At 43.3% G+C, this 24,468-nt stretch carries 23 protein-coding genes; 20 read left to right on the top strand and 3 right to left on the bottom strand.

Annotated features, from left to right (window positions below; translation table 11 throughout):
• The first annotated feature begins 74 nt into the window (after positions 1 to 74).
• The gene (locus ACFQZE_RS04455) at positions 75 to 650 is read left to right on the top strand and encodes a YdcF family protein (RefSeq protein ID WP_379354075.1); all 576 of its coding nucleotides are present in this window, start codon (positions 75 to 77) and stop codon (positions 648 to 650) included.
• A gap of 68 nt (positions 651 to 718) precedes the next feature.
• Positions 719 to 943: a hypothetical protein gene (locus ACFQZE_RS04450; protein WP_379354073.1), complete on the top strand. Its 225-nt coding sequence runs from the start codon at positions 719 to 721 to the stop codon at positions 941 to 943.
• Here the strand turns inward: ACFQZE_RS04450 and ACFQZE_RS04445 are convergent.
• On the bottom strand, positions 936 to 1,478 hold the full coding sequence (locus ACFQZE_RS04445) for a putative immunity protein (protein ID WP_379354071.1): 543 nt from the start codon (positions 1,476 to 1,478) through the stop codon (positions 936 to 938). The two genes, ACFQZE_RS04450 and ACFQZE_RS04445, sit on opposite strands and share 8 nt — an antisense overlap.
• A 1,461-nt stretch (positions 1,479 to 2,939) precedes the next feature.
• Here ACFQZE_RS04445 and ACFQZE_RS04440 point away from each other — a divergent pair.
• The 3 genes from ACFQZE_RS04440 (at position 2,940) to ACFQZE_RS04430 (ending at position 5,631) form a co-directional block, all read left to right on the top strand.
• Complete coding sequence (locus tag ACFQZE_RS04440) at positions 2,940 to 3,161, top strand: zinc-binding dehydrogenase (protein WP_379354069.1); 222 nt, start codon at positions 2,940 to 2,942, stop codon at positions 3,159 to 3,161.
• Positions 3,162 to 3,514: 353 nt separating this feature from the next.
• Positions 3,515 to 4,972: an MFS transporter gene (locus tag ACFQZE_RS04435; protein WP_379354067.1), complete on the top strand. Its 1,458-nt coding sequence runs from the start codon at positions 3,515 to 3,517 to the stop codon at positions 4,970 to 4,972.
• Between the two features lie 38 nt (positions 4,973 to 5,010).
• Positions 5,011 to 5,631: a nitrite reductase gene (locus ACFQZE_RS04430; RefSeq protein ID WP_379354064.1), complete on the top strand. Its 621-nt coding sequence runs from the start codon at positions 5,011 to 5,013 to the stop codon at positions 5,629 to 5,631.
• Between the two features lie 139 nt (positions 5,632 to 5,770).
• On the opposite strand, the gene ACFQZE_RS04425 is transcribed toward ACFQZE_RS04430, so the two are convergent.
• Positions 5,771 to 7,033 carry a stalk domain-containing protein gene (locus ACFQZE_RS04425; RefSeq protein WP_379354062.1) on the bottom strand — a complete coding sequence of 421 codons (1,263 nt, stop codon included), beginning with the start codon at positions 7,031 to 7,033 and terminating at the stop codon, positions 5,771 to 5,773.
• A gap of 631 nt (positions 7,034 to 7,664) precedes the next feature.
• Between ACFQZE_RS04425 and rsgA the strand changes: the two genes are divergently transcribed.
• The 15 genes from rsgA to ACFQZE_RS04350 all read left to right on the top strand — a co-directional run bounded on the left by rsgA (position 7,665) and on the right by ACFQZE_RS04350 (position 23,313).
• Positions 7,665 to 8,732: a ribosome small subunit-dependent GTPase A gene (gene rsgA, locus ACFQZE_RS04420; protein ID WP_379354060.1), complete on the top strand. Its 1,068-nt coding sequence runs from the start codon at positions 7,665 to 7,667 to the stop codon at positions 8,730 to 8,732.
• Complete coding sequence (locus ACFQZE_RS04415) at positions 8,729 to 9,745, top strand: aminoglycoside phosphotransferase family protein (RefSeq protein WP_379354058.1); 1,017 nt, start codon at positions 8,729 to 8,731, stop codon at positions 9,743 to 9,745. Before rsgA ends, ACFQZE_RS04415 begins: the two co-directional genes overlap by 4 nt.
• Before the next feature lie 20 nt (positions 9,746 to 9,765).
• Positions 9,766 to 10,611 (top strand): DUF2785 domain-containing protein, encoded by an 846-nt coding sequence (locus ACFQZE_RS04410; RefSeq protein ID WP_379354056.1) that lies wholly within the window; start codon positions 9,766 to 9,768, stop codon positions 10,609 to 10,611.
• A 272-nt stretch (positions 10,612 to 10,883) separates the two neighbouring features.
• Positions 10,884 to 11,990 (top strand): acyltransferase family protein, encoded by a 1,107-nt coding sequence (locus tag ACFQZE_RS04405; RefSeq protein WP_379354054.1) that lies wholly within the window; start codon positions 10,884 to 10,886, stop codon positions 11,988 to 11,990.
• A 30-nt stretch (positions 11,991 to 12,020) separates the two neighbouring features.
• Entirely contained in the window at positions 12,021 to 12,719 is a 699-nt protein-coding gene (locus ACFQZE_RS04400; protein WP_379354052.1) for a hypothetical protein, read from the top strand.
• Positions 12,720 to 12,748: 29 nt separating this feature from the next.
• Positions 12,749 to 13,741 (top strand): LCP family protein, encoded by a 993-nt coding sequence (locus ACFQZE_RS04395; RefSeq protein ID WP_379354050.1) that lies wholly within the window; start codon positions 12,749 to 12,751, stop codon positions 13,739 to 13,741.
• Positions 13,742 to 14,025: 284 nt separating this feature from the next.
• Positions 14,026 to 14,802, top strand: a complete 777-nt coding sequence (murI, locus tag ACFQZE_RS04390) for a glutamate racemase (RefSeq protein WP_379354048.1) — start codon at positions 14,026 to 14,028, stop codon at positions 14,800 to 14,802.
• Positions 14,803 to 15,088: 286 nt separating this feature from the next.
• A complete protein-coding gene (locus tag ACFQZE_RS04385) occupies positions 15,089 to 16,507 on the top strand; it encodes an NAD(P)-binding domain-containing protein (protein ID WP_379354046.1) in 1,419 nt (472 codons plus the stop codon).
• A 71-nt stretch (positions 16,508 to 16,578) separates the two neighbouring features.
• A complete protein-coding gene (locus ACFQZE_RS04380; RefSeq protein ID WP_379354044.1) occupies positions 16,579 to 17,502 on the top strand; it encodes a DMT family transporter in 924 nt (307 codons plus the stop codon).
• A 181-nt stretch (positions 17,503 to 17,683) separates the two neighbouring features.
• Entirely contained in the window at positions 17,684 to 18,379 is a 696-nt protein-coding gene (locus ACFQZE_RS04375) for a response regulator transcription factor (RefSeq protein WP_379354042.1), read from the top strand.
• Positions 18,380 to 18,384: 5 nt separating this feature from the next.
• Entirely contained in the window at positions 18,385 to 19,308 is a 924-nt protein-coding gene (locus tag ACFQZE_RS04370; RefSeq protein ID WP_379354040.1) for a sensor histidine kinase, read from the top strand.
• Between the two features lie 80 nt (positions 19,309 to 19,388).
• On the top strand, positions 19,389 to 20,921 hold the full coding sequence (locus ACFQZE_RS04365; protein WP_379354038.1) for an alpha/beta hydrolase family protein: 1,533 nt from the start codon (positions 19,389 to 19,391) through the stop codon (positions 20,919 to 20,921).
• Entirely contained in the window at positions 20,918 to 21,838 is a 921-nt protein-coding gene (locus ACFQZE_RS04360) for an ABC transporter ATP-binding protein (protein ID WP_379354036.1), read from the top strand. Before ACFQZE_RS04365 ends, ACFQZE_RS04360 begins: the two co-directional genes overlap by 4 nt.
• The gene (locus ACFQZE_RS04355; protein ID WP_379354034.1) at positions 21,831 to 22,601 is read left to right on the top strand and encodes an ABC transporter permease; all 771 of its coding nucleotides are present in this window, start codon (positions 21,831 to 21,833) and stop codon (positions 22,599 to 22,601) included. Before ACFQZE_RS04360 ends, ACFQZE_RS04355 begins: the two co-directional genes overlap by 8 nt.
• 241 nt (positions 22,602 to 22,842) lie before the next feature.
• Entirely contained in the window at positions 22,843 to 23,313 is a 471-nt protein-coding gene (locus ACFQZE_RS04350; RefSeq protein WP_379354032.1) for a DinB family protein, read from the top strand.
• Between the two features lie 80 nt (positions 23,314 to 23,393).
• Here the strand turns inward: ACFQZE_RS04350 and ACFQZE_RS04345 are convergent, their stop codons facing one another.
• Positions 23,394 to 24,407 carry an ABC transporter substrate-binding protein gene (locus ACFQZE_RS04345; protein ID WP_379354030.1) on the bottom strand — a complete coding sequence of 338 codons (1,014 nt, stop codon included), beginning with the start codon at positions 24,405 to 24,407 and terminating at the stop codon, positions 23,394 to 23,396.
• Between the last annotated feature and the right edge of the window lie 61 nt (positions 24,408 to 24,468).

The raw sequence follows: 24,468 nt of genomic DNA, 5'->3' as shown, positions 1-24,468 counted from the left end.
CAGAAAGAGAAACGCTTTTAATGGTATCTGCCGCAACAAAAGAATGGAAAATATGAGAGAATTCAGGTGAAAAATTGAACTTAGCTATCATTAAACGATCTTTAATAGTAGTAGCAGTAATTTTCGTTTGGTTTATTGTTCATACAGCTTTTGTAATTATTGATGGATTGAATGATGAGTTGAAACCTGTTGACGTAGCTGTAGTGTTGGGAAATAAAGTGGAATTTAATGGACAGCCATCGAAACGGTTGAAAGCAAGGTTAGATAAGTCCGTAGAGCTTTATAATGAAGGCTATTTCTCTTTTATCATTGTCAGTGGTGGAATTGGAAAGGAAGGTTTCGATGAGGCAAAGGTGATGAAATCTTATTTAATAGATAAGGGGGTGCGAGAAGAACATATAAAAGAGGATAATAATGGTTATAACTCCTACATGACCGCCCAAAATTCAAGTAAAATTATGAATGAACTGAATTTAAAATCGGTTATGGTTATTACTCAATATTTTCATGTTTCAAGGACAAAATTAGCATTTAAAAAAATGGATATTCATGAAGTGTATTCAGCTCATGCTAGAATCTTTGAGGGTAGAGATTTTTACTCCATCATACGAGAATTCCCAGCCTATTATAAATACCTCATTAAGTTTTGATATTAATTTTATAATAATTATAGAAATATTCGATCCGGTGGTATACGAGTGGAAGGAAGGAGAAAAAAATGGATTTGGAAAAAATCAGAAAAACGTTGACATGCCCGGATTGCTCAGGAAGCGAGATCAAGATTGGACATAGCCTTAACGAGGGGGGAATCTATTCACGGACAACGATGACAAGACCGGAGCGTGCGGAATATCGGCTTCTTAGCGAACGAATTCTTTTCGTTTGCGGGCAATGCGGCTGGATTGTGCGGGAATATGCTGAAAACCCCGGAAATTTTAAATAAAACTTGAACTTGAAAATAAACTATCTTCTATTAGTTTTATTTGCCTTTCCCTTTCATTTGTTGAAGCATCTAAGGATCCAGTAGTTAAAGTATTTACTACTTTTATTGCATAATCGCTACTAACCATAGCGTGTCCTCTCATATGCCCAGTTGCAATTGCTTGAGCAAATGAACGTGCAGAATACTTACTGACGTTAGATTTAGACTCTTTAGCTAATTCATTTACAGTAAATCCAACTTTTCGCAAATCATAAGCTCTTATACTTCCCTCTATTCGTTTTTCCAAAGTTTCTATTCCTAAATTTATGCGTGGGTCATCTTTTAAATGGTTATCGAGATAATCTAAATATGGAGTGGCTACTTTTAAAGCCCATTGTGAAAGTAATTTCTGTGGCAGTCTTTCTAGTTCTTCTTCGATTTTATTTCTTAATTCAGTGTTATCATATATCTTTATTTTAGGTTTGCTGTACGAAAATTTTGTCTGTTCTTTTATTTTCTGCTCATGTTTATTCCATGCATATTCATCTATATTCATTTCATTTGCTCCTTTTTTCAATTTGTAAGCCAAGTATTTTGCCTGTAAGCTTAATCAATCGTTACATGTATAATACTTTATTTTCATAATTTGTTAAAATATAAATTTAGAAAAGTTAGATATAATAAGGGTTCCACATATTAGTCATGTATAATATGTGGAACCCTTTATGTTTAACTAACGTGTCCCGTTATTTCCTGTGAACATATATCAAGTTCATCAGTGATAACAAAATTCATATCAAATAGTTTTCATATCGTTATGGCTTCAAACGGAAAGAATAGCTTTTTACGTTTGGTTAACAAAGATTCCCTTTGAAATAAGAGATAGAACATGACTCGCCATTTCTTCGGAAGAAATGAATTTATTCCCTTTACTCCATTCTACCGCCGCTCCGAAAATAGTCTAGCTAACAGTCAATGCAATGATGTCGATTGGAATCTGTCGATTAATTTCTGTGGCAGGCACTTCAGTAAGCCATTTCTTTAGTATAGCAGTAAGTTCATTTTGAATAGTCTTCTCAAATAATACTCGAACGTTATCTAATGAATGACAAAAACGACGTGCCTCATAGTACTCTAAAACAGATTGAATTAAAATCTTTAGACTTTCTTCTCCCAGTGGGCATTTTTCACAAAGCAATGGTCCAAATGATGATGAAACCTCTCTCGGATGAGCAATTCTAACAATGAGTACTTATCGGGAAAGTGGGACCAAGCGGGTATTTGAAGTGACCGGCGGCGCGGGACTGGACGTGGTATTCGACGGTGTCGGTGGAGAGATCGGACGGGCCGCGTTCGGGGTGACTGCCCGTGTCGGTCGTTTCTCGGCCGCGGTTTACATCTGCCCGATCCACAATTTCTTGTATTGTGATATGCTCGAATTTTTTCGCTGACATTATTTCTTCGAACGACTGCCTTAATAACCTATGAGAACGTTTAATACGGCGGTCCAATTTTATGAACGCGTTATCCATCAATATTTGTCCCCCCTCGTAGGTAATAATCAACATTTTGTCTACAATGTTGAATAACGAACAAAAACAGTTTTTTACGTATACCTATTTCTCTCATTTTATCATAACATTTTTCTCAGAGACCTGGTCTCCTTGATCATGTATTTGTAATCGAATTTTAATTGAGAATGAATGAGATCGGTGGGGTAGCTTTATGTCAACAAAAAAAACATTATACCAGCTCATATTTTGGTGGATCACATCGACGAACGGAAGGGAGAGAGCGGTATGCGAGTAGTCCGGGCAATCGGTTTCGGAGGCCCCGAGGTGCTGGTTCCAGGCGAAGCGCCGGATCCCGCGACGGGGCAGGGCCAGGTCGTGGTCGATGTGGAGGTGGCGGGTATGACGTTCGTCGAGACGCAGATCCGGCGTGGTACTGACAGATGGCATGAACGACCTCAGTTACCGTTACCTCCACCTCCCTCTGGTGCGACTCCGCAGAATCGATGAGCGTGTGCTCGCCGCTGGAGGCGCCGAGCATCGGTATCGAACAACTCTTTGATTTCGGTCCTAATATAGAGAGGTGGGCGGAGCAAATTATGTCTCTGGCAGCAAAGGGAATCGTTCGGCCGATCATCGGACAGACTTTCCCGTTGGAGCGTGCCGCCGACGCGCACACCTCGATCGAAAACCGTACTGCCATAGGGAAGACTCTGCTCATAATCTAACAGACTTCCTCGACTCGATAGTTCCGATTAGGTCATCACAGGCTCGGTCCGACTGGAATACAGCACATCGTTATCTCATTCAAAATCGAACTTTTGAAAACCCACACAATTCAGCGGTCGATCTTCATCACTCTTACGAGATGAGGTCCTGATCGTGAACAGATTCAGATACTTGGCATAGCCGAAACGGAGGTACGGAGCAAGCGGGAGAGCACGAATTTCGTGCTCTTTTTTTACTGCTAAATGACGGTCGCAATCTTCAGAAATTTCCCACTTGAAAAAAGTTGGAAAATTATTGTTGACAATATAGGATAGGGGGGTATAGTATATTAACAAATAAGAAGGAGGAAACAATGATGAGTAATAAGGGGATTCAAGCACAGTCAGCTTCACAAGGGGATCCGAAACGTTGGATGGCGCTCGCTTTATTATGCTTAGCCAATTTTATGGTGATCATGGATACATCCATTATTGGTGTTGCTTTGCCAGCGATTAAAGAAGAGCTTGGCTACACGCAGGCAAGCTTGCAATGGGTTTTTAATGCTTATGTCATTTTCTTTGGCGGGTTGTTGTTATTAGGGGGAAGATTATCCGATCTATTTGGTCAACGGCGAATATTCATGTGGGGCTTTGCCATTCTTACATTAGCTTCATTACTTGCAGGGTTGGCTTGGAACGAGGAGTCGCTAAATGTTGGCCGCGCTCTGCAAGGACTCGGTTCTGCATTAATTGCGCCTTCCGCATTGACGATTGTTATGATGCTTTTCAGCGGTAATCCCAAAGAATTAGGTAAAGCATTGGGCTTTTGGGGGGCATCAGCTGCTGCAGGCGGATCAGCGGGCGTGTTTTTAGGCGGAGTCATTACCGAATGGCTTAGTTGGCAGTGGACTTTTCTCATTAATGTTCCTGTCGGCATTATTGCGTTGCTCTTATCGCCGGGGCTCTTGGCTAAAGGGGTTCGGAGGAAGGGCAGTATCGATGTGGTTGGCTCCATCTTCGTAACAGGTGCCTTGGTGCTAGTCGTATATGGCATTGTAACTGCAGAGCACAACGGATGGGGAGCACCGTCCACAATGTGGACGCTTATCTCGAGTGCTGTATTGTTTATCCTGTTCCTGATCATTCAAGCTGTTAAGAAGGAGCCGCTTGTTCCGCTGAAAATATTTAAGGCGCCGAATTTGGCTGCTGGTAACATTGCGCTAATTATGCTATCTGGTGGATGGATTCCTCTATGGTATTTCCTAAATCTCTACATGCAGCAAGTGTTAAAGTTTTCCGCTTTTGCTGGTGGGGTCGGTTTGTTGCCGATGACGATCCTAATTGCCATCTTCATGATCCTGATTACCGGTAAGTTAATAGGTAAGTTTGGGATGAAGGCTAACTTGGTTATTGGCTTGCTTGCGCTTGGCGGTTCAATGTTCCTGTTCGCTGGAAATACGCCGGTTGATGGAAGCTTTATCGCAAACGTGCTTCCAGCATCTTTGCTTGGTGCGCTTGGCATGTCGCTTGCTTATATTCCGGCCACAATGTCCGCTATGTCAGGGGCAAAACCTGAAGAAGCTGGGCTTGCATCGGGTCTCGCCAATACGAGCTATCAGATTGGATCGGCAATTAGCCTAGCCATCATGGTTGCGATTGCGGGCTCCACAACTGCGTCCCAAACTGGTGTTGACCAGGTCGTGGCGCTAAATGAAGGCTTTCAACAAGCGTTTCTGTGGTCCGGCATTGTCGCTCTTTCGGGCGCAATTCTAGCGCTGCTGTTTATCCGTTCGCCTAAACAAGGTGAAGCAAGCAACACGGCAGCGATGTAATATTCGTTGTCTAAGTGAAATCATAGAGGTGAATGATCTTGGGAGATAAGACGAAACTGGCGGTATCGCCAGCCATCCAAGTCGGGGGAAGTTTATTTACGCCGGAGCAGCTTGTTAAAATCGGCTCTCTTGTTGGCGCGGATGTCAAAATCGAAATGACACCTTTCAAGCAACTTTACGTGGAAATTCCTCTTGATAAACGAGAGGACGTCCATGATGAGCTGCTGCGCGCCGGATTGGAAGTGCACCCCGCCGGGTTTGCGACCAAAAGTCTGATCGCCTGCAACTTCTGTAAAGGTGCGGAAGAAGCTGGTCTAGAGACGGCGCGCAAAATAAATCGGGCGATTGCTGGAATAGAGACACCCACGCCGTTGAAAATTGGTTATGCGGGCTGCGCGCTTGGTACGAGTGAGCCGCTGCTTAAAGATATCGGTGTCGTCAAAATGCGAGACACATTCGATGTTTACGTCGGAGGGGAACCTAAAGGAATTAAGGCCTCGTTGGGGCGAATGCTGCTATCCGGAGTAGCGGAGGAACGACTTGTTCCTGTCTTATCTACAATTATTGATATCTACAAGAAACAGGCGAAAGAGAGAGAGAAATTCAGCAAGTTCGTTGATCGAGTTACGATAGAACAGTTGAAGCAACTTGTCGTATAAAGAGTTTTACCGTTACACCGCTTGGCGCAAATGATAGGACATGTACGGTGTAACGGTAAAAGAACATGTGTATTTAAAAAACCGCGTAGATCGCGGTTTTTTGTTTTCTGAATACCAGTTGTTGTCCCATTTAAACAACCTAGTTACTATTCGTTAACTTTACCCAATTAAGATTGTCATCGTATTCGAGTTTAAATCCAAACGCTTCCGTAACAAATCGTATGGGGACCATCGTATAACCGTCCCTAATATACGGCGCAACATCGATCTTTCGCGGTTTTCCATTCTCAATCAGTTCATTGGAATCAATTGTAAGAATGATTTCCTTGCTGAGATGTTTCAGCGTCACTTTCCTCGTCTTACTGTTCCAAGACCAATCGACACCTGTCCACTCTAATAAACTACGCAGAGGGGTCATAATTCTGTTGTTATAATATTCTGGACGGACTGCGAAAGGCTGAACCATTCCATTAATGAATATTTTAGGCGGAGAGTAATCTTCCATATGGTCTACTTTGTTGCCTGCTGCTGTCTTGAACCGTTCCAAAAATTGTAGAGACGGCTGGTCAAGCGGCAGTGAGTTGCCGATGTCTAAATACTGAAGATTATTCAAGTTTTTGAGCGGTGTCAAGTCCGCTACGTTTGAATTTGAAATGTTCAGTGAGAATATTCTAAGGTCTTGTATAGGTTCTACTGACTGTATAGGATTATGATTAACATATAGGACAGAAAGAGATTTCATATGGCTGATAGGCGACAAGTCGCTAACAAGATTTCCCGTGACGTCCAGTAAATTCAGTCTGTCCATGGCTTGCACAGCTGTAAGATCTTCAATGTAATTATCATATAGATACAAACGGTACATTTGATCAAGATCATGCAAAGGTTCGATATCGAAAATCAAATTCGCGGATAGGTTGAGAGTTTGCAATGACTTGATTGTTGCTAATGGAGATAAATCTGAAATTAGATTTTGACTTAAATCCAAATCTCTTAGTTTTTTAAGCTCTTTCAAAGGACTTAAATCGGAAATCTGATTATTGATAAACGTAATAGATTGAAGTTGATCCAACTTAGCGATCGGACTTAGATCACGGACATCACTGTTTACAATAGATAACTTTTGGAGGTTAATGGCATGCTCCAGCCCTTTCAGGCTCGTAATTTGAAGCGAGTGGGCAGTAATGTCCTTAAGCGAGGCCATATCAATCGCGGTCAATTTTCCGGAAGGCTTATTAAGCTTATTCCGAATGATCGTTTCTAGATTTTTATTTTCAAACTGTACAATCAATGGTTCGGCGTGCAGCAGGGGGTGGGGAGTAATTAGAAGGGAAATGATAATAAATGCCATCATCCATGCGCAAAGCTTTTTTGTAAAGGAGTTCTCATTCAAAAAAGTCATAAATATCCACCTTTCAATAATTAACTTAATTAGACAGACGTTGAAAAAGATAAAAAGTTACTATGAATGGTGAAATAGAAGAGGCTTTATAAGTACACATTGGGTAACCATCGCTCACAATTTAAACGCGGTCTCTTTAAGAGAACCACGTTTTTAGTACTTTGGATCATGGAGATTGAAGCGAGGGGAGTTTGGAAAAGCGTAGGGGAAATAGAAGAAGTAAAATTTGTTTATAATCAAATTTACTATGGATTTCTTGCAAAGCGATATGTCACACTATGGAAGTAAAATGGTATTTCAATTTTTTCCGCGAAAGGAGATGTTTTCAATGACTGCTTACATGGTAATGGTGGTATTACCTTAACCGAATAACGGCATAGTAAATTCCAATCTTTGATTATAGTTTGGAATGAGTGCAACCGGGAATATCACCTGTGTTTTTTATTATGCCGTAAACAGTAACCTTTCGTGAATACTGCTGTTAGCGGGATACGATGAAAGTCGTATCCCTTTTTGATTAAAAGCCAACTTTTGGCTTTTCGCCGCGAAACAGCAGCTTCTTAGGAGGCTGCTTGTTCGCGGTATTTTTATGCCCAAAAACAACTTTACATTTTAGGAGAGGGTCGGTTCAATGATTGATTTGAAACAATACGGCTATATTGAAGCCGAATCGCCGCCAGTCGGCTTCATACCCGGAAGGGTTACTGAACTCCAGCGAGATCAATATACCGTTATGACGGAACAAGGAGAAGTGACGGCTGTACTGAAGGGTGCATTTTACCACACTGTGGGGGCTCGGGATGATTTTCCGTGCGTTGGCGATTTTGTATTACTACAATACAACGAAAACGGGGCCTCGCGCATTGCCAAATTGCTGCCGCGCCGCTCGAAATTTTCCCGCGCCGACTATTCGGGACACGCATCAGCGTTTGCCAAAACCATACTGGAGCAAGTCGTAGCAACAAACTTTGATTACGTATTTATCGTGTCGTCGCTAAACTGGGATTTCAAGGTTGGCCGTATTATGCGTTACTTGACACAGACACGGCAAAGCGGCGGCCAGCCTGTCGTCATTTTAACAAAAGCCGACTTGGCCCCGGATTTCAGCGCATCATTAGCTGAGGTTCAGAAAATCGCTCCTGATGTACCGGTCCATGCTGTTTCCAGTCATACCGGGATTGGTTTAGACGAGCTCAGCCAATATTTGCAACCAGAAAAAACCGTGGTATTTCTCGGGATGTCCGGCGTTGGAAAATCTTCGCTGTTAAACGCATTGATGGATCAAGAAGTGGCGGCTGTCAAGGCTATCCGTGAGACGGACAGTCGGGGCCGGCACACCACAACGCATCGCCAGCTGTTCATGCTCCCTTCCGGTGCGATGGTTATTGATACGCCGGGTATGCGTGAACTTGGACTGTTTGGTGCGGATGATGGCATCAGCGCGGGATTTAATGATGTAGAGGAATTGTTCACACATTGTCGATTTAATGACTGCCGCCATGGGACGGAGCCGGGCTGCTCAGTTGTTGCCGCTCTTGCCGATGGATCATTGGCGCAAGAACGTTGGGAGCGTTATCAGGCGCAGAAGCGGGAAAACAAGTTTGTAGAACATAAGTCGGCGTATCTCATAGATAAACGGGCATGGCAAAAGTCAATTGCCATGAGGCATAAGGATAAAAAAGGAGGATACAAGAAATGAACAACCATGATGAAAGATATATAAAGCCCGAAATACTAGCGCTAGTTTTGAGTAAAATGCTCGATATGACGATTATCCGCGCCGATTATCAACTCAAAGAGCTGCAAGGCGGGACAGTAGGAGATGTTCAGCTTGTAACAGGTATGGCCGAAACTTCCGCTGGTGAAAGTATGCCGTATAAGGTAGTTTGGAAAACACAGAAAAAATTTGAACGTTACGGTGATCCCGATTCATGGCGTAGGGAATACGACCTCTATGTTTCGGATATAAAAAAGGTTTTCAACGATTCATTCCGGTTACCGGAGTGTTATCACGCCGAAATAGATGACGATGAAATCCAACTGTGGATTGAATGTATTGATGGTTTGTCGGGTTTACATCTGACCTCGGAAATGTATGAACGGATAGCGGAGGAATTAGGCCGATTCCAAGGCAAACTGTATATTGAACGACCAGACGTATTGCACAAGCTTTCAAATTTAAGCAAGGTAGAATTTACGAAAAGCTACTATTTGCGGTACCGGTCATGGAATGTTTTGTATGATTACATCCGCTCCGATGACTGCGACATTCCGAAACATCTGTGTAAAATGCTCATAGACATGGATAACCAAGCGGATGAAATATTTAGTCGCATTGAAAAACTACCTATCGTGCTTTGCCACAGAGATTTTTGGGTGGCAAATATATTCTATTCTGATAGTAAAATCGTACTTATCGATTGGGATACCGCTGGATGGGGCTACATGGGCGAGGACATCGCGAGTTTAATAGCGGATGAAGCGGACGTCTGTCATATGATTGAATACTACCAAAAATGCATTCCAGCGTATTACAAAGGTTTTTCGGAATATGCAGATGTATCTCCTATTTCCGATAATTGTATCTATGAACTCATTCTTGTTATGTTCGGATATAGGCTTGTAGAGTGGTACAAATTCGCTGAATCGCCTGAAGATAAATCGATGCACCTCAATACTTTGCAAAAAATCCATGAGATGAGAAATTTATAGATGATGAGAGGGCTGGAAAAGTGAGCGATACAATGAACAAGTTGATGCTGGATTTGCAAAGAATCGAGAAGGATGAATATCAGTTACGCAAAGGCGAGCAGCACCAAGATTTCTTGCCTTTGTTACTTCAACACATTGGCGACCCTCAGCCACAATTACGGGATAACCTCATTTATCCTATGTTTTATATGTGGATTAAGGAAGAAAATAGATTCAGTGATGAGGAGTTGCGCAGCCTCTTAACTGTTCTGACCGATGAGAACCATTTGTTCTATCAAATTGGCAGAGAGGAAGATCAGTCCGTTTTTACAAGGACGTTTTCTGCTTTGCCTATCGCTCTGCTTGTGGAACGGCATAGACAGAATCCATTTTTAAGCGAAGCGGAAATTGAGCAATTAATGCGCGTAATGCTCCGTTATTATAAAGAGGAGAAGGATCTGCGAGGTTATCTTTCAGTAGGAGGCTGGGCTCACAGCGCATCGCACGGTGCTGATGTTTTTGTCGAGTTAGTGCAGTGCGAGGAGAGCTGCGTCCTGATGCTTTGTGAGGTTCTTGTCGCTATTTCAGGCATGCTTCATAATGGCAGACACATTTTTAGCGATGAGGATGACGAGCGGTTGGTTAACATCGTGGATACGATAATTAACAAAGAGTTACTTCCACATCAAGAAATCGCTGATTGGATTAGCAATTTGGCTCTATGCTGCAATTTGCCGAGAAGTCGCGGTCAGGTGATTGCACGCGTAAACAGCAAAAATTTTGTGCGCAGTCTCTATTTCAGAAGGGGACATGATAGCCGGCGAAATGAGCTTAATGCTGTCATGCTTAGTACTGAGGCTAGATTGAATAGGTTTTCTATCCGTTAAAGGAGTGGATCACCACTTAATAAACTAACCCTCTTGGAAAAATATATCTTTTCATACTCCTCCTTCATTCAACATTGAATTTGAATAACATCATTATAAAAACCAACCTTATTTCGGAATTTCGTCCGTAATACGGTTGGTTTTTATTTTTCCACACACGATTTCAAGGTTAGTAACAACTTTTTTGCATTTTCATCAAACTTTAGCGACATCCAACTATTATATTGAGTTAGAGAAAAACTTAAGACATAAGGCTCTTACGCAGACAAGGAATGAATCAACATGAGTGGGAAAATCTATCAACAAAAAAACGCTACATGCCGGGAATAGACGGGTTGAGAGCCATTTCTGTTCTAGCTGTAGTTGCTTATCACTTCAATATGGAGTGGGCTCAAGGTGGGCTGCTGGGGGTAGGGGTATTTTTTGTTCTTTCAGGCTACCTTATTACCGACCATATCCTAACGGAGTGGAAGGAGAAAAAAGAGATATCTATTTTGAAATTTTGGATTAGGAGAATTCGTAGACTGTTACCTGCCATGGTTTGGATGCTCTTTGTAGTAGCACTATTGTTGCTTATTACAGACCCCGCCAGATTACTGGCATTGAAGGGGGATTTCCTCTCTTCCATATTTTACGTCAATAATTGGTATCTCATTTATAATGAAGTTTCATATTTTGAGAGTTTCGGTCCTGCTTCTCCAATTGGACATCTGTGGTCACTTTCCATTGAGGAACAGTTTTATATCGTTTGGCCGATCGTATTGCTGGTTAGCATGAAGCTGGCTCCACGACGAGGACAACTTATCGTGCTCATTTTTACTTTGGCCTTTTTATCCGCTATATCAATGGCAGTCATGTATGTGCCGGGGACGGATCCAAGCAGAGTATATTATGGAACGGATACACGAGCATTTGGCATTCTATTTGGAACGATCTTAGCAATCGTCTGGCCGAGCTGGAGGATGAACGATAAGGTTTCACTTACTGCCAGAACCATACTTGATTTCCTCGGTACGGTGGCCATCTTCATCTTAATTGTGTTGATCTATCGTACTAATGAATATGACGATTTACTATATCAATTCGGTTTTGTTATTTTGTCTTTGGTTACTGTAGTGGTCATTGCAGTATTAGTGCACCCTGCAAGTCGACTTGGGAAAATTATAGGATGCCGGCCCCTCATCTGGATTGGAAAAAGATCGTACAGTCTCTATTTATGGCATTATCCCGTTATTATTTTGACTAGACCAGAGGCCAATAGTAATGAAGCAGGATTTATACAAGTTCTGTTGCAACTGATAGTGATTGTAATTCTATCTTCATTTTCATACAAGTATGTGGAAGAGCCGATTCGTCGGGGAAATTTCTGGACTCGCTAATATGTATTTTATAAGAAAGGATGAATGGAAATGAGACAAAGAAAGAAACAAAGAAAACTATGGATGGTATTGGGGGGCGCACTCTTTTTCTTCGCTTTGGGATATCTAGGTCTCAACGCACAGTCTTCTCAAATGCCAGAACAAGTAGAATTAGGCGACCAACAAGCGAAGTCACATCAGCATGATTCAAAAAATGCTCAGCCACAACAAAACAATAAATTGGATTCTAAAGAGTCTCAAAGCATGGAACTAGAGTCACTCGATGGGGAAGGAATCACTGTCATCGGAGATTCCGTCATTATCGGAGTCGAACCATATTTAAAGGAACATCTTCCCAAAATCACAGTTGACGGAAAGGTCAGCAAACAAATGTCTCAAGCCGAAAATGTCATCGCAGAATTGGAGAAGCTCGGTAAAGTAGGTGACACAATCATCATTCAACTAGGTACAAACGGCAGTTTTAATAAAAAACAACTGTACAACTTGTTAGAATCACTTTCCGACAAACAGGTTTTTGTAGTTAACGTTAGAGTTCCAAAAGGATGGCAAGATACGGTCAATGAGAATATCAAGGATGTCGTCAGCGAATTTGATAATGCTAAAGTTGTAGACTGGTACACAGCTAGCGAAGGGAAAAAAGAATATTTCTATAATGACGGGGTGCACTTAAATTCGGAAGGCGCCCAATATTATGCTTCCCTTCTAATAGAAGCTTTAAAAGAAGAGTAAGCTTTTACAGCCTAGAAAGGAAGAACAAAATGTCGCTTAAAAAGAAAAGAATATTAATTTTTATTTCTGTAATTCTGATTATTGTTGGATCTTATGTTCTTTATTATGTCTTCTCTATTTATAGAGGATTGGATAATTTGAATAAATCTCCAGAAAACTCTCCATTTCATGAGGTTAGGGCTATTGATGAGAAGATCGTTGATCCTCCTAAGTGGACGGGAACGGAACCTGTTAATATATTATTGATGGGTGTAGATGCCCGCGGAACAAAAAAAGGGGAGATTCCTAGGTCTGACAGTATGATGGTTGTTTCGTTGGATCCAGCGAGTGCGCGTATCCATGTGTTTTCCATTCTTCGTGACACCTATACGGATATTCCAGGACATGGTCAAAATCGGATTAATACTGCCATCACACACGGACCCGAAACAGCCATGAGTGCCGTAAGTGATTTGCTGGGAATTCCGGTCCATTTTTACGTATACACAGACTTTCAAGGTTTTATAAAACTCGTGGATGCTGTGGGCGGACTCGATTTTCATGTTGAAAAGGATATGAACTATGAGAGTAAAGCGGATAAGCATGAATATGATATTAATCTGAAAGAAGGTAAGCAGCATTTAGATGGGGAAGAAGCGCTGCAATATGTTCGTTTTCGTCAAGATGCCGCGTCAGATTTCTCTCGAACGAAACGACAGCGGGAATTCATAAATGCGCTTGTCGTAAAATTAAAAAACACGACATCCATAATGAAATTACCTTCCATTCTTGAGGAAATCGCTCCTTATGTAGATACTAATTTATCGGTTAACGATATGTGGAAACTGGCTACGGTAGGATATGAAAGCAAGCTAGAGGGGAGTGAGCAAATCCCTCCAATGAATTTGCTGAAGGGGACAAGGGTAGGTCAAGCATCGGTACTGGCCGTAACAAGTCATGCTGAATTAAAAGAATATGTTCGAGATCAGATTGAACCGGATGAGTCCGTTTCAGTAGATAATGAGGACTCCATGCAACACTGATTAATACTTAATGACATTAATAGAGATGACCCCTGATGAATACAGGAGTCATCTTTTTAACTGTATTGTTTAAGCATATTAATAAGTATCTACAAAACTACAAATAGTGTCACAGTTCATCAATACTGCGCAGCCAATTTAGTTGTGGAAGGAGTAGTTATTTCCTGTAAAGCGCTTTAAAAGATGAGCTTTCTTTAATATTGAGCTAAAAGGGGGATAGTAATAAAATAGGAGTATTGATAAAATATCCAATGTTCTTAATCATCAAAGAGAAGAGTGGATTTATGAGAATAGGATTTTTTGATTCCGGCATAGGTGGAATCACGGTACTTCATCAAGCATTGAAGATATTGCCAAACGAAGATTATCTTTTTTACGCAGATACTGCCAATGCTCCCTACGGAGAGAAAACAGAAGAAGAAGTAAGAGAATTCATCGTAAATGCTGTGGATTTTATAGCTAATCAGAAGGTTAAGGCTTTGGTTATTGCCTGTAATACAGCCACGAGTCTTGTTATTGAGGAACTTCGAAGTCAATATGACTTTCCAATACTAGGTATCGAGCCGGCTATAAAGCCTGCCATTGAACAGTTGAAAGGAAGAAAGAAAAAGGTTTTAGTCGTAGCGACAAGTCTAACTTTAAAGGGGAAGAAATACAATGATTTGGTTCATCGAATCGATCAGAGGGAGATTGTAGACAGTCTACCGCTTCCAGGACTTGTTCGGTTTGCGGAAAGCTTTGAATTTGATGAAAATAAAATTATACCTTATTTAGAAAAAGAATTGTCTTCTTATGATTTAGATCAGTACGGCACGGTGGTGCTCGGCTGTACACATTTTCCTTATTTTGAGGGTGCGTTAAAAACGTTTTTTCCGAAAGATGTGCATTTTATTTCTGGAAGTATTGGAACGGCAAAAAATTTGAAGCGAATACTGGAATTAAAACCTCCGACTATAGAAGGTACGGGCAACATCATTTTTTATAGAGCTGGTGTAGAGGTTGTTGATCCATTCCTGTTATCTAAGTACCACAACCTGTTTAAAGTATTAGATGAAATTTAAAAATAAAGCTCGACGAACCAAGTTAATATTCAGGTTCATCGAGCTTTATTTTGTTGAAGAAACTGAAATGGAACGTTTCAGTTGGAACATGGCTTTACTTGTAGAGGTTCTAGTGTACAAATAAACTAACATTATATATACTATAGGGGGGTATGGTAAGTTTCATTCAAAATAAGGAGGTGAGTCCATTTCTGTGATATCAGAAAGTCTTATTAAAATGGGCAAAATCGATCACTATTGCCTATAAGACGAAAAATGAAGTTATATATAGAAAGGGATGAAATTGATGAGTTTAGAACAATTAAATGTACAAGTAAAAAGAGACCTTTCGTATCTTGCATTTGGAGGAGAGGATTGGGTAAGCCAAGTCCATCATCGTGAGGGGCATGTCTACGATACAGTGATTATAGGAGGCGGCCAATGTGGCTTGGGTGCGGCCTTTGGGCTTTTGCGAGAACGAATATCTAATATCCTCATCATCGACGAAAACGTTGAAGGATACGAAGGGCCATGGGTCACTTTCGCTCGTATGATGACATTGCGCACGTCTAAACATTTGACATCCATTGATCTGGGAGTTCCTTCTCTCACTTTTCGCTCCTGGTGGGAAGCCCAATTTGGACCGCATAGTTGGGAGGAAATCGATAAGATTCCACGGAACGATTGGATGAACTATTTGCGTTGGTATCGAAAGGTTCTTCAATTACCCCTTGTTAATGAGGTAAAGGCGACGCTTATTGAGCGGGCAGGGGAAGGGATTTATCGACTGCACATTGAAGGCGCTGGAGCATCGTCTCACTCATTACTTGCCCGTAAGGTTATATTAGCAACTGGTATTCAAGGCGGCGGAGAGTGGCATATACCGTCTATCATTTCCGAAACCTTACCTCGCCACCTCTATGCACACACCTCGGAAAACATTGACTTTGGTGCTCTTAAAGACAAGAAGGTGGCCGTTTTGGGCGGTGGAGCTTCAGCTTTTGACAATGCCAATTTTGCATTAACCGAGGGTGCCGGATCAGCTCAAGTGTTTGTACGCCGTACAGAAATGCCACGTATTAACGCGATTCGACAAATGGCGGCGTCAGGTCTAATCGAACGGTTTCATGTTTTATCTGATGCCGATAAATATTCCGTTATGATCCATTACTTCAATCATCAACCTCCTACAAACGACACATTTGAACGTGCAGCTGCACACCCCGGATTTAAGCTGCACATAGGTGCGCCATGGCTTGCCGTACAATATGAAGCTGAAAAGGCTGTTGTCACTACTCCACAAGGTAAATTCACCTTTGATTTCCTCATTATTTCCACAGGCGCAGTAACCGATCATTCTTTACGTCCAGAGCTCAAGCTTTTTGAACGACATATTGCCCGTTGGGACGACTATTATAAAGCGCCTTCTGAAATCGCGAGCCCTAAACTTGATGCGTATCCTTACCTTGGCCCTGACTTTACGTTCACATGCCGGGATAACAACAATCCAAAACTTCTTTACGGGCTTTTTGCTTTTAACTATTCGGCTTTAGTTAGCTGCGGTATTTCAGCCTCTTCGCTTCCAGGAATGAAAAACGGGATACCTAGACTAGCTTCAGCCGTGGCAGAACAGCTGTTCTCGGATAATCGTGAGGAGATTCTGAAAACCTTTTATTCTTATAATGAAGCTGAATTTGTTGGGGAATGGCCAAAGAGGGGTTCTTGAGAAAAATCGTTTCTTGAGTAAAATCGCTTTTTCCGGATGGATGATCCAGCTAATGAGAGGAGGATAGAAAATTGGAGAAGGTATTTACAAAATCGACGGTTGCATTACTATTACTGGTCTTTATTTGGGGTGGAAGTTGGCCGATTTATAAAATGGCTGTGCCTTACACGCCCCCGTTATTATTTGCAGGTATGCGTGCATTGATTGGCGGTCTTATACTTGCATTGCTCTTATATAAAATGAGAGACAGGATCAAATGGCGCGAAAATTGGTTAAAATATTGTATTTCATCATTTTTTAATACGATTCTCTTTTTTGGGATACAGTCCATAGGGCTCAATTATTTGCCGGGAGGACTATTTTCAGTGCTAGTCTATTTCCAGCCAGTTCTACTTGGATTGTTTGCTTGGATTTGGCTTGGAGAGCGTATGTCGCTGTTAAAAATAATCGGTTTATTTACCGGATTTTTAGGAATTGTAGTGGTCAGTGTAGACGGATTAACCGTTCATGTATCGATCATTGGTGTTGTGTTAGGGTTGCTACTAGCAGTTAGCTGGGCACTTGGTGTGGTTTATGTGAAGAGGGTGGGCAACGAAATAGATGCTTTCTGGATGGTATCTTTGCAGTTTATTATTGGCGGAGTTATTCTAATAGGCACAGGATCCATGGTTGAAAGCTGGTCAGCTATTGAATGGAATGGTAAGTATCTGTTTGGACTCGGATACGGCGCCACTTTTGGCATTCCACTGGCATTTATCATTTACTATAAACTTATTAATGCAGGGGAGGCGAGTAAAGTCGGTACATTCACGTTTCTTGTACCGATCATTGCAGTATTCAACAGCACAGTGTTTTTAGACGAACCGGTAACTTATCGCCTTGTCGCAGGGCTGTTATTTGTTGGTGCAAGTATTTATTTGGTGAATTATCGTGGAAACAAGGGGAGGGCATCATTATTAAATAAATCGCAATCAAAACTTAATTTGAAAGAGTAACGAGTATATCTACACCTTATTTCTCTATTTTACTAAAAAATAGTTTATATGACATTAATCATGTTGTTATACTGTTGAGTAGTGGATCTCTATTGTCCGTTCGACTGGATCGAACGGTCTTTTCTTTTTTCCGAAGGTCAATTATTGCGAATCCATATCACCTTGTTGGGAGCCATCTACTATGAAAAAAATTCTAGTCGTTGAAGATGATAGAGAAATCAACCAGCTCATCGTTCGGTATTTGGAGAAAGAAGGTTTCGAGCTCTATCCTGCTTATGACGGAAACGAAGCGTTCTCTTGCCTGACTCACCATGAATACCAACTCGCTATTGTGGACTTGATGCTTCCGCATGCAGACGGGCATGATGTGCTGCGGAAGATTCGAGCTAAGGGAACGATTCCCGTTATTATTTTATCAGCCAAGGATCGAGAAATGGATAAAATTCTGGCTCTTGAACTCGGCGCCGACGACTACATGACGAAACCGTTCACGATTGGCGAGCTTGTTGCCAGAGCGAAGGCGCAGCTTCGCCGCTATACGGAATTTCAATTGGACGCTGTCGGTATTGAAGCCGAGACGATCAAGCATGCAGACCTGGTACTGAATCTGAACACAGGTGAGGCGGTTGTCGACGGTCGGATCAAGACATTGACCGCCAAAGAGTTTGCCATCCTTAAACTGTTCTTAACCCATCCCGGCCGTGTATTCACGAAGTCTCAAATTTACGAAAGGGTATGGAGAGAGGAAAGTTTGTCCGACGAGAACACGATTATGGTTCATATTAACCGGCTTCGGTCAAAAATCGAGAAAGACCCATCCACCCCCGCCTATATTCAAACGGTGTGGGGATTCGGTTATAAGCTCGGTGAGAGGTGATATATATGTGGCTTCAGATTGTCGTTATTATGCTGCTTCTTTCCGTTTCAGCATTTCATCTTCAATACTTTCGTTTGCTTCGCGAGATCAAGAGGCTCGCCCGCACAACGGAAGAAATTCGTTCAGGCAATCTCAATCTACGTTATCGTCTTCTTGCGTCGCGCAAGCCAGTCGAAAAATTGAGCGGTGAATTGAACCGGTTGCTTGATCATTTTCAAACAACGTTCGAGCGCACCCGATTTCTGGAGGAGGAGCGCAAGCGGATGATTGCCAGTATTTCGCACGATTTGCGCACTCCGCTGACATCTTTGCTTGGATATATGGAAGTTTTGCAAAGTGATCCGTCGCTGACGGCCACAGAACGAAGTGACTTTATCCGAATAGCTGCCGACAAAGGAAATGTTCTGAGTGAGCGGTTACAGGAATTTTTCGAACTGGCGAATTCGGAATCCGATGATTCGCAGGCCGAGCTTCACTCGGTAAATTTAACCCAAGTCGTGCAAGAGGTTCTAGTCGGATTTTATCCGGCTTTTCAAAATGCAGAGATTACGCCGGTTGTTGAAATTTCATGTTCCCCCCGATACGTAATGGCGGAACCGTCTTGCCTGCGCCGCGTTCTGGAGAACCTGATGACGAATGCTTTCCGCTATGGTTCGGGAGGCGGAGAGATCGGCATCGTCTTTCGGGATGAGACGGATTGGGTATGGGTAGACCTATGGGATCGCGGCGCAGGCATAACGTCGCAAGACTTGCCGCGCGTATTCGAGCGCTTCTATACGGGAGAGGCTTCGAGAAACGCTTCCATTCGCGGTACAGGCTTGGGGCTGACCATCACAAAAAACTTGATTGAAAAACAAGGCGGCCGAATCTCTGTTTCCAGCGTGCCAGGCGAGAAAACTACGTTTTCATTTAGCCTGAAGAAGGCATAAAAGTTAAGAACTTCGTTAGAAATACGAGAACGGTTTGTTAGATCGCGTCTGTATAATTGGCTTCTAAAGGAGGAAGCCAAATGAGAATTTTTGAAATCACATTAGTTGTCATGAATTTGTTTACCCTGTTCGCAGGATTGCGCAAACATTGGTCCAAGGCTAGTCTGGTCGCGCTCGCAGGCACAAACCTGGCTGTATTCGGTCTTCATACCGCAGTCGAGGGTATACGCTACCAGATGATTTTTGCTTATGGAATTGTTGTTCTGTTTACGATTTACGTCGCAATGAGATTATCGTTCAAGCCCAAGGAAACCAAAACTTTCGCCAAAATTGTGAAAGGAGCGGCAATTGGCTTGTCCGTCTTGTTCCTGGCTCTGACGACTCTTATGGCGTATGCGCTCCCCGTATTTTCTCTTCCTAAACTAACTGGGGACTATAATGTCGGCGTTCAGTATGTTTACCTGACGGATGACAAGCGCAGCGAACCGTTCTTGAAAGGATCGACGGACAAGAGGGAATTGGCGGTTAAAATATACTATCCTGCGACGAAGGATAAATCGAAGCCGCGCACCGCCTATTTTCATAATTCTCCCGAACTCATCGAGGCATTCACCAGAGGTTACCGCATGCCGGAGTTTCTATTCAGCCATTTGCGGCTGGTTCGGACACATGCTCAAGAAGGAGTGGCGCTGTCCGGAAATGAAGCGAACTACCCAATCGTTTTATTCTCCCATGGCGGTGGCACGACTATAGAAGTTCATGCTTCGCAATGCGAGGACTTGGCGAGTCGCGGTTACATCGTTGTTGCGGTCAACCATACCTACATAGCGTCTGCGACCGAGCTTCCGGACGAGGTCGTTACGGATCGGGATGCTACCACCAGCTTCGATGAAGGCGACCCTCTGGCGACAATCACGCAGATCATGGCCGACGATGTCAGCTTCGTCATCGATAAGCTCATGGAGCTGACTACAGGGGAGTCGGTCTCCATCTTCGAAGGCAAGCTTGACATGGAGCGAATTGGTGTTGTCGGTCATTCCTTGGGCGGCGCCTCGGCCTACAACTTGGCTATCAATGATAGCAGAATCAAGGCCGCAGTTAATTTAGACGGCGCCGTCTATCTAGTTCCGGATCAGACAAAGCCGGCAGCACCGTTCCTCATGCTGGCGAATGACGAGTTTAGTACCGATCTAATTACGAATCGCAAGCCCCCAATGAAGAAATGGGACGATATGACCGCCGAAGAACAGAATGCCGTTGCCTCGGCATACGGAGGCAAAGAAGGTTATATGGACATCTACAGGCAACAGGAACAGGCGATCGTCGGTCTCGCCGAAACGTTACAAGCTTCCGACGGCTTGTATACGATCGAAGGCAGCGCGCATATGAAATTTACGGACATTGGACTTTTTATAGGAAAAGGGTTCCATAAATTTATCGGAATTAACGGGGAAACCGCCTCCGAAAGGTGCCTGGCTATTACGAAGGCGGTTACTGCAACCTTTCTTAATAAGCACCTGAAAAGAGAAACGAAGGATTCTCTTGAATCATTACTCGAACATTATCCGCAACTTCAGAAAGTCAATTTGACGGAAGGGGAGGCACAGAAGTGAACGACATATTGCGAACTCATCGCCTGACCAAACGCTATGACGACAAAACAGTCGTTAACGATGTGAACATGAGCATTCAGTCCGGCGATATATACGGTTTTCTTGGGCAGAACGGTGCGGGAAAAACGACGACGCTGCGAATGCTGATGGGTTTGATTCATCCGTCGGCAGGGGAAGTCGAGCTGTTCGGGGTCGCACTGCACGGTAACAAAGGCAGAGCGATGGAGCGAATAGGCTCCATCATTGAATATCCGGGATTTTATCTGAATTTGAGCGCGGCGGATAACTTGGAAATCCATCGTCGTCTGATGGGCATGGGCAACAAGGAACGAATAGACGACGTTCTGGCGACGGTCGGGCTGATGGACGCCAAACATCAAAAAGTAAAGAGCTATTCTCTCGGCATGAAGCAGAGGCTCGGCATCGCACGAGCTTTGCTTCATCAGCCCGAATTGCTTGTCCTGGACGAGCCGACCAACGGGCTCGACCCGGGCGGAATCAAAGAGATGCGACAGCTTTTCCTAGAGCTTGCCGCTAAGCGCGGCATTACGTTTCTCATATCCAGCCATTTGTTGAGCGAGATCGAACAGTTGGCGTCAAAAATCGGCATCATCCATAATGGACAATTGCTTGAAGAAATTGATCGGGAGACGTTGCGAAAGAAAAGCAGAAACTACCTGGAGATCAAGGTAACAGACGATCGGAAAGCTGCGTTCATCCTGGAGCAGAAGTTGGGAACCATTGATTATGCCATATCGGGTCCCGGTGCCCTTCGCGTATATAACCATCTGGAGCATCCGGAACTGATCAGCTCGATGCTGGCAGAGCATGGAGTCGGCGTCAAAGAATTCGTGTTGTCGGGAGACAGCCTAGAGGACTATTTTCTGAAAATCACAGGGGGTGAACGGTTTGTTTAACGTTTTCCAAGCGGAACTGATTAAGCTGAAAAGCACAAAGGTGCATTGGCTCGTTATTTTCGGAGCTTTGCCGGCTAACCTGGTCACCTTGTACGCGTTTATGCCGAGGGTGCTGCCCGATGGCATGAACGTGGGGATAGACTTGCAGGACATGTTCTACCGGCAAGGGATGACGATTACGATTCTGTCGCCGTTCCTGTTCGCTCTTATGACCGGATATATTTTCTCGCGCGAATATCATGAACGCACGATCAACCAGTTGTTCTCTTACCCGATCTCCCGAGTGAGCATTCTGATTGCCAAACTGGCAGCCGTATTTTCGCTGATCGTTGCTACCTCGGCTCTGTCTTGCGTCACAGTAACCGCCACCGGCATCGTCTCTTTTTTCACGCAATCCGTCGATTGGGCAGTCGTTTGGGCAGGTATTCGAATGAACCTGTTAGCTTGCTTGCTAGCTTTCGGTACTGTACCCGTAGCGGCCGCACTCAGCATGGTCGGCAAAAGCGTCATCCCGTCGACGGTGCTCGGAGCACTCACCGGCATCGTCACCCTTATCGGCGAATTGGGACATGGGATGAGAGTCATTCTTTTTCCGTGGCTCATGCCTTATTGGCCGGTTCGGGAGCTGGGGCGAGGTTTGGCGGAAAGCGGCCCAAATCCATATGTGGTTCAAGGATCGGTGATCCTCGGCGCAACGTTCATTGTTTCACTTCTTTTCTGCATCGTCTATTACGAGAAGGCGGATATCCATAGCGGTTTTTGAAACTTCAGCCGGTCAAAAAAGATTGACACGCCGGATATCATCATGTAAGATTATGGAATTGAAAAAGGAGGTGGGAGCTATGAATAAAAACCTCATAGATGTTGTACCGCAACTAGCCCCCCTTATGAACAGATGATGATTTAGGATTCGCTCTGCGCGTCCTTTCGATTTCTGACCATGGGCTGATTGCCCGTGGTCTTTTTTATGTTTAAAATTCAGCATTTTATTAGGAGGAAAAGGGATGTTGAAATTATTCGAGTATAATTGGCAAGTTCGACAAGACTGGTTCGCTTGGTGCCAAGACGTTTCCGAAGAAGACCTGCTCAAGAAGCGGACAGGCGGGATCGGAGGCATTTTGCACACATTGTATCATGTTGTAAATGTGGAATCCGGCTGGATATCTGATCTGCAAGGGAAGTCGGAGTACTCAGAGCCGTTCGAATCCTATGCCAGCCTGCAGAAGGTAATGGACTTATCCGCCAAGTGTCACGAGAAAGTTCGTCCATTTGTCATGTCGTGGACCCATGAAATGGAATTCAATGACTTATTGGAAGTAACGCCAAAGGGAGAGACGGAAATCTTCAAATATGGGGAAATTATGCGGCATGTCATCGCTCATGAAATCCACCATATGGGTCAATTGTCCGTTTGGTCGAGGGAAGTGGGCAAAGTTCCCGTGACGGCTAATTTAATTCGTCGGGGATTATTTTAACAGAATGGCAGCGGGACAGATAAAGCCATGGCCTTATTAACGGCCATGGCTTTTTTGTAGGCCCAGAACGGGCATCATCGTTAATTCTTATTCGCTTGGTTGACAAGCCAATCCGCAAGTTCTTCCGTTTGGGCAAGAACAGCAATCGGATCGTAATACCAAGAGCGTTCCTCTTTCCACACATAAATGTTCCCGTTTTTCACAGCAGGGAGGGTACTCCAGAACGGTTCCGTTTTAAAGTCATCTACAACAAGGGTGTTGGAAGTAATGATGAGATAATCTCCAGCATATTTGCTGAGCAATTCAGCAGAGATTTCAGCCCATTGCTTTTCCATAATTTCATCTTTGATTTCAGCAGGAGGAATTCTTCCTAGCGCTTGATAGACAGGTTGACCTCCGCGTCCAAAGTTATCGCCGTATACCCATGTTGTCTTTTCGCTTGTTTCCATAATGGAGAAGGACGCGTCAGCAGGGATAACGGCATCTACTTTAGCCTTGGCTGCTGCAATGCGCTGATCATATTTTTCTAACCAAGCTTTGGCTTCAGCTTCCTTGCCTAGCAACTCACCGAAGTAGGACAATTCTTCATGAGCATTTTTTAAATCCCCGTATGGAATTACGACAGTCGGCGCAATTTTGCTTAGCTGTGCGTAATTTTCCCCATTACCGGTAATGATCAAATCTGGATTTAACTTAAGGATTTGCTCCACGGAAGGTTTACCGTAAACACCAGTATCTGCAACACCTTGCAGCGCTTCCTTGAAATAATAGTTCTCTATTGTCAAGCCAGGTGCGCCAATAGGAATCACATTTAGAGCTATTAAACTGCCCAGATATTCTTCTGCCACAATTTTTTTCGGATGAACGGGTACTTCAATATCTCCATTAACCGTTGTGATCGTTTTAACTTCATTAGAATCGGAAGGAGCCTCTTTTTCTTTTTCCGATTGTGTTACAGATTCCTTATTACCAGTAGTGGTGCCGTTCTTATTGGAATTAGTGGTTCCACAAGCGGCGGTAATGATGGATAACAGCAAAATAGTACAAATAAGGGCGAGCAAACTGCGTTTAGTGTAATGTTGATGCAAAAGCAATGGAATATCCTCCTTAGTTGTAACGATAATCATTCTCAAGTAAAACTTTAATTGAAATATC

It is taken from the genome of Paenibacillus sp. GCM10027627 (assembly GCF_042675505.1).
Lineage (GTDB): Bacteria > Bacillota > Bacilli > Paenibacillales > Paenibacillaceae > Pristimantibacillus.
The sequence above is the reverse complement of the archived record's forward strand: the minus strand, read 5'-3'. Positions and strand labels throughout refer to the sequence as shown.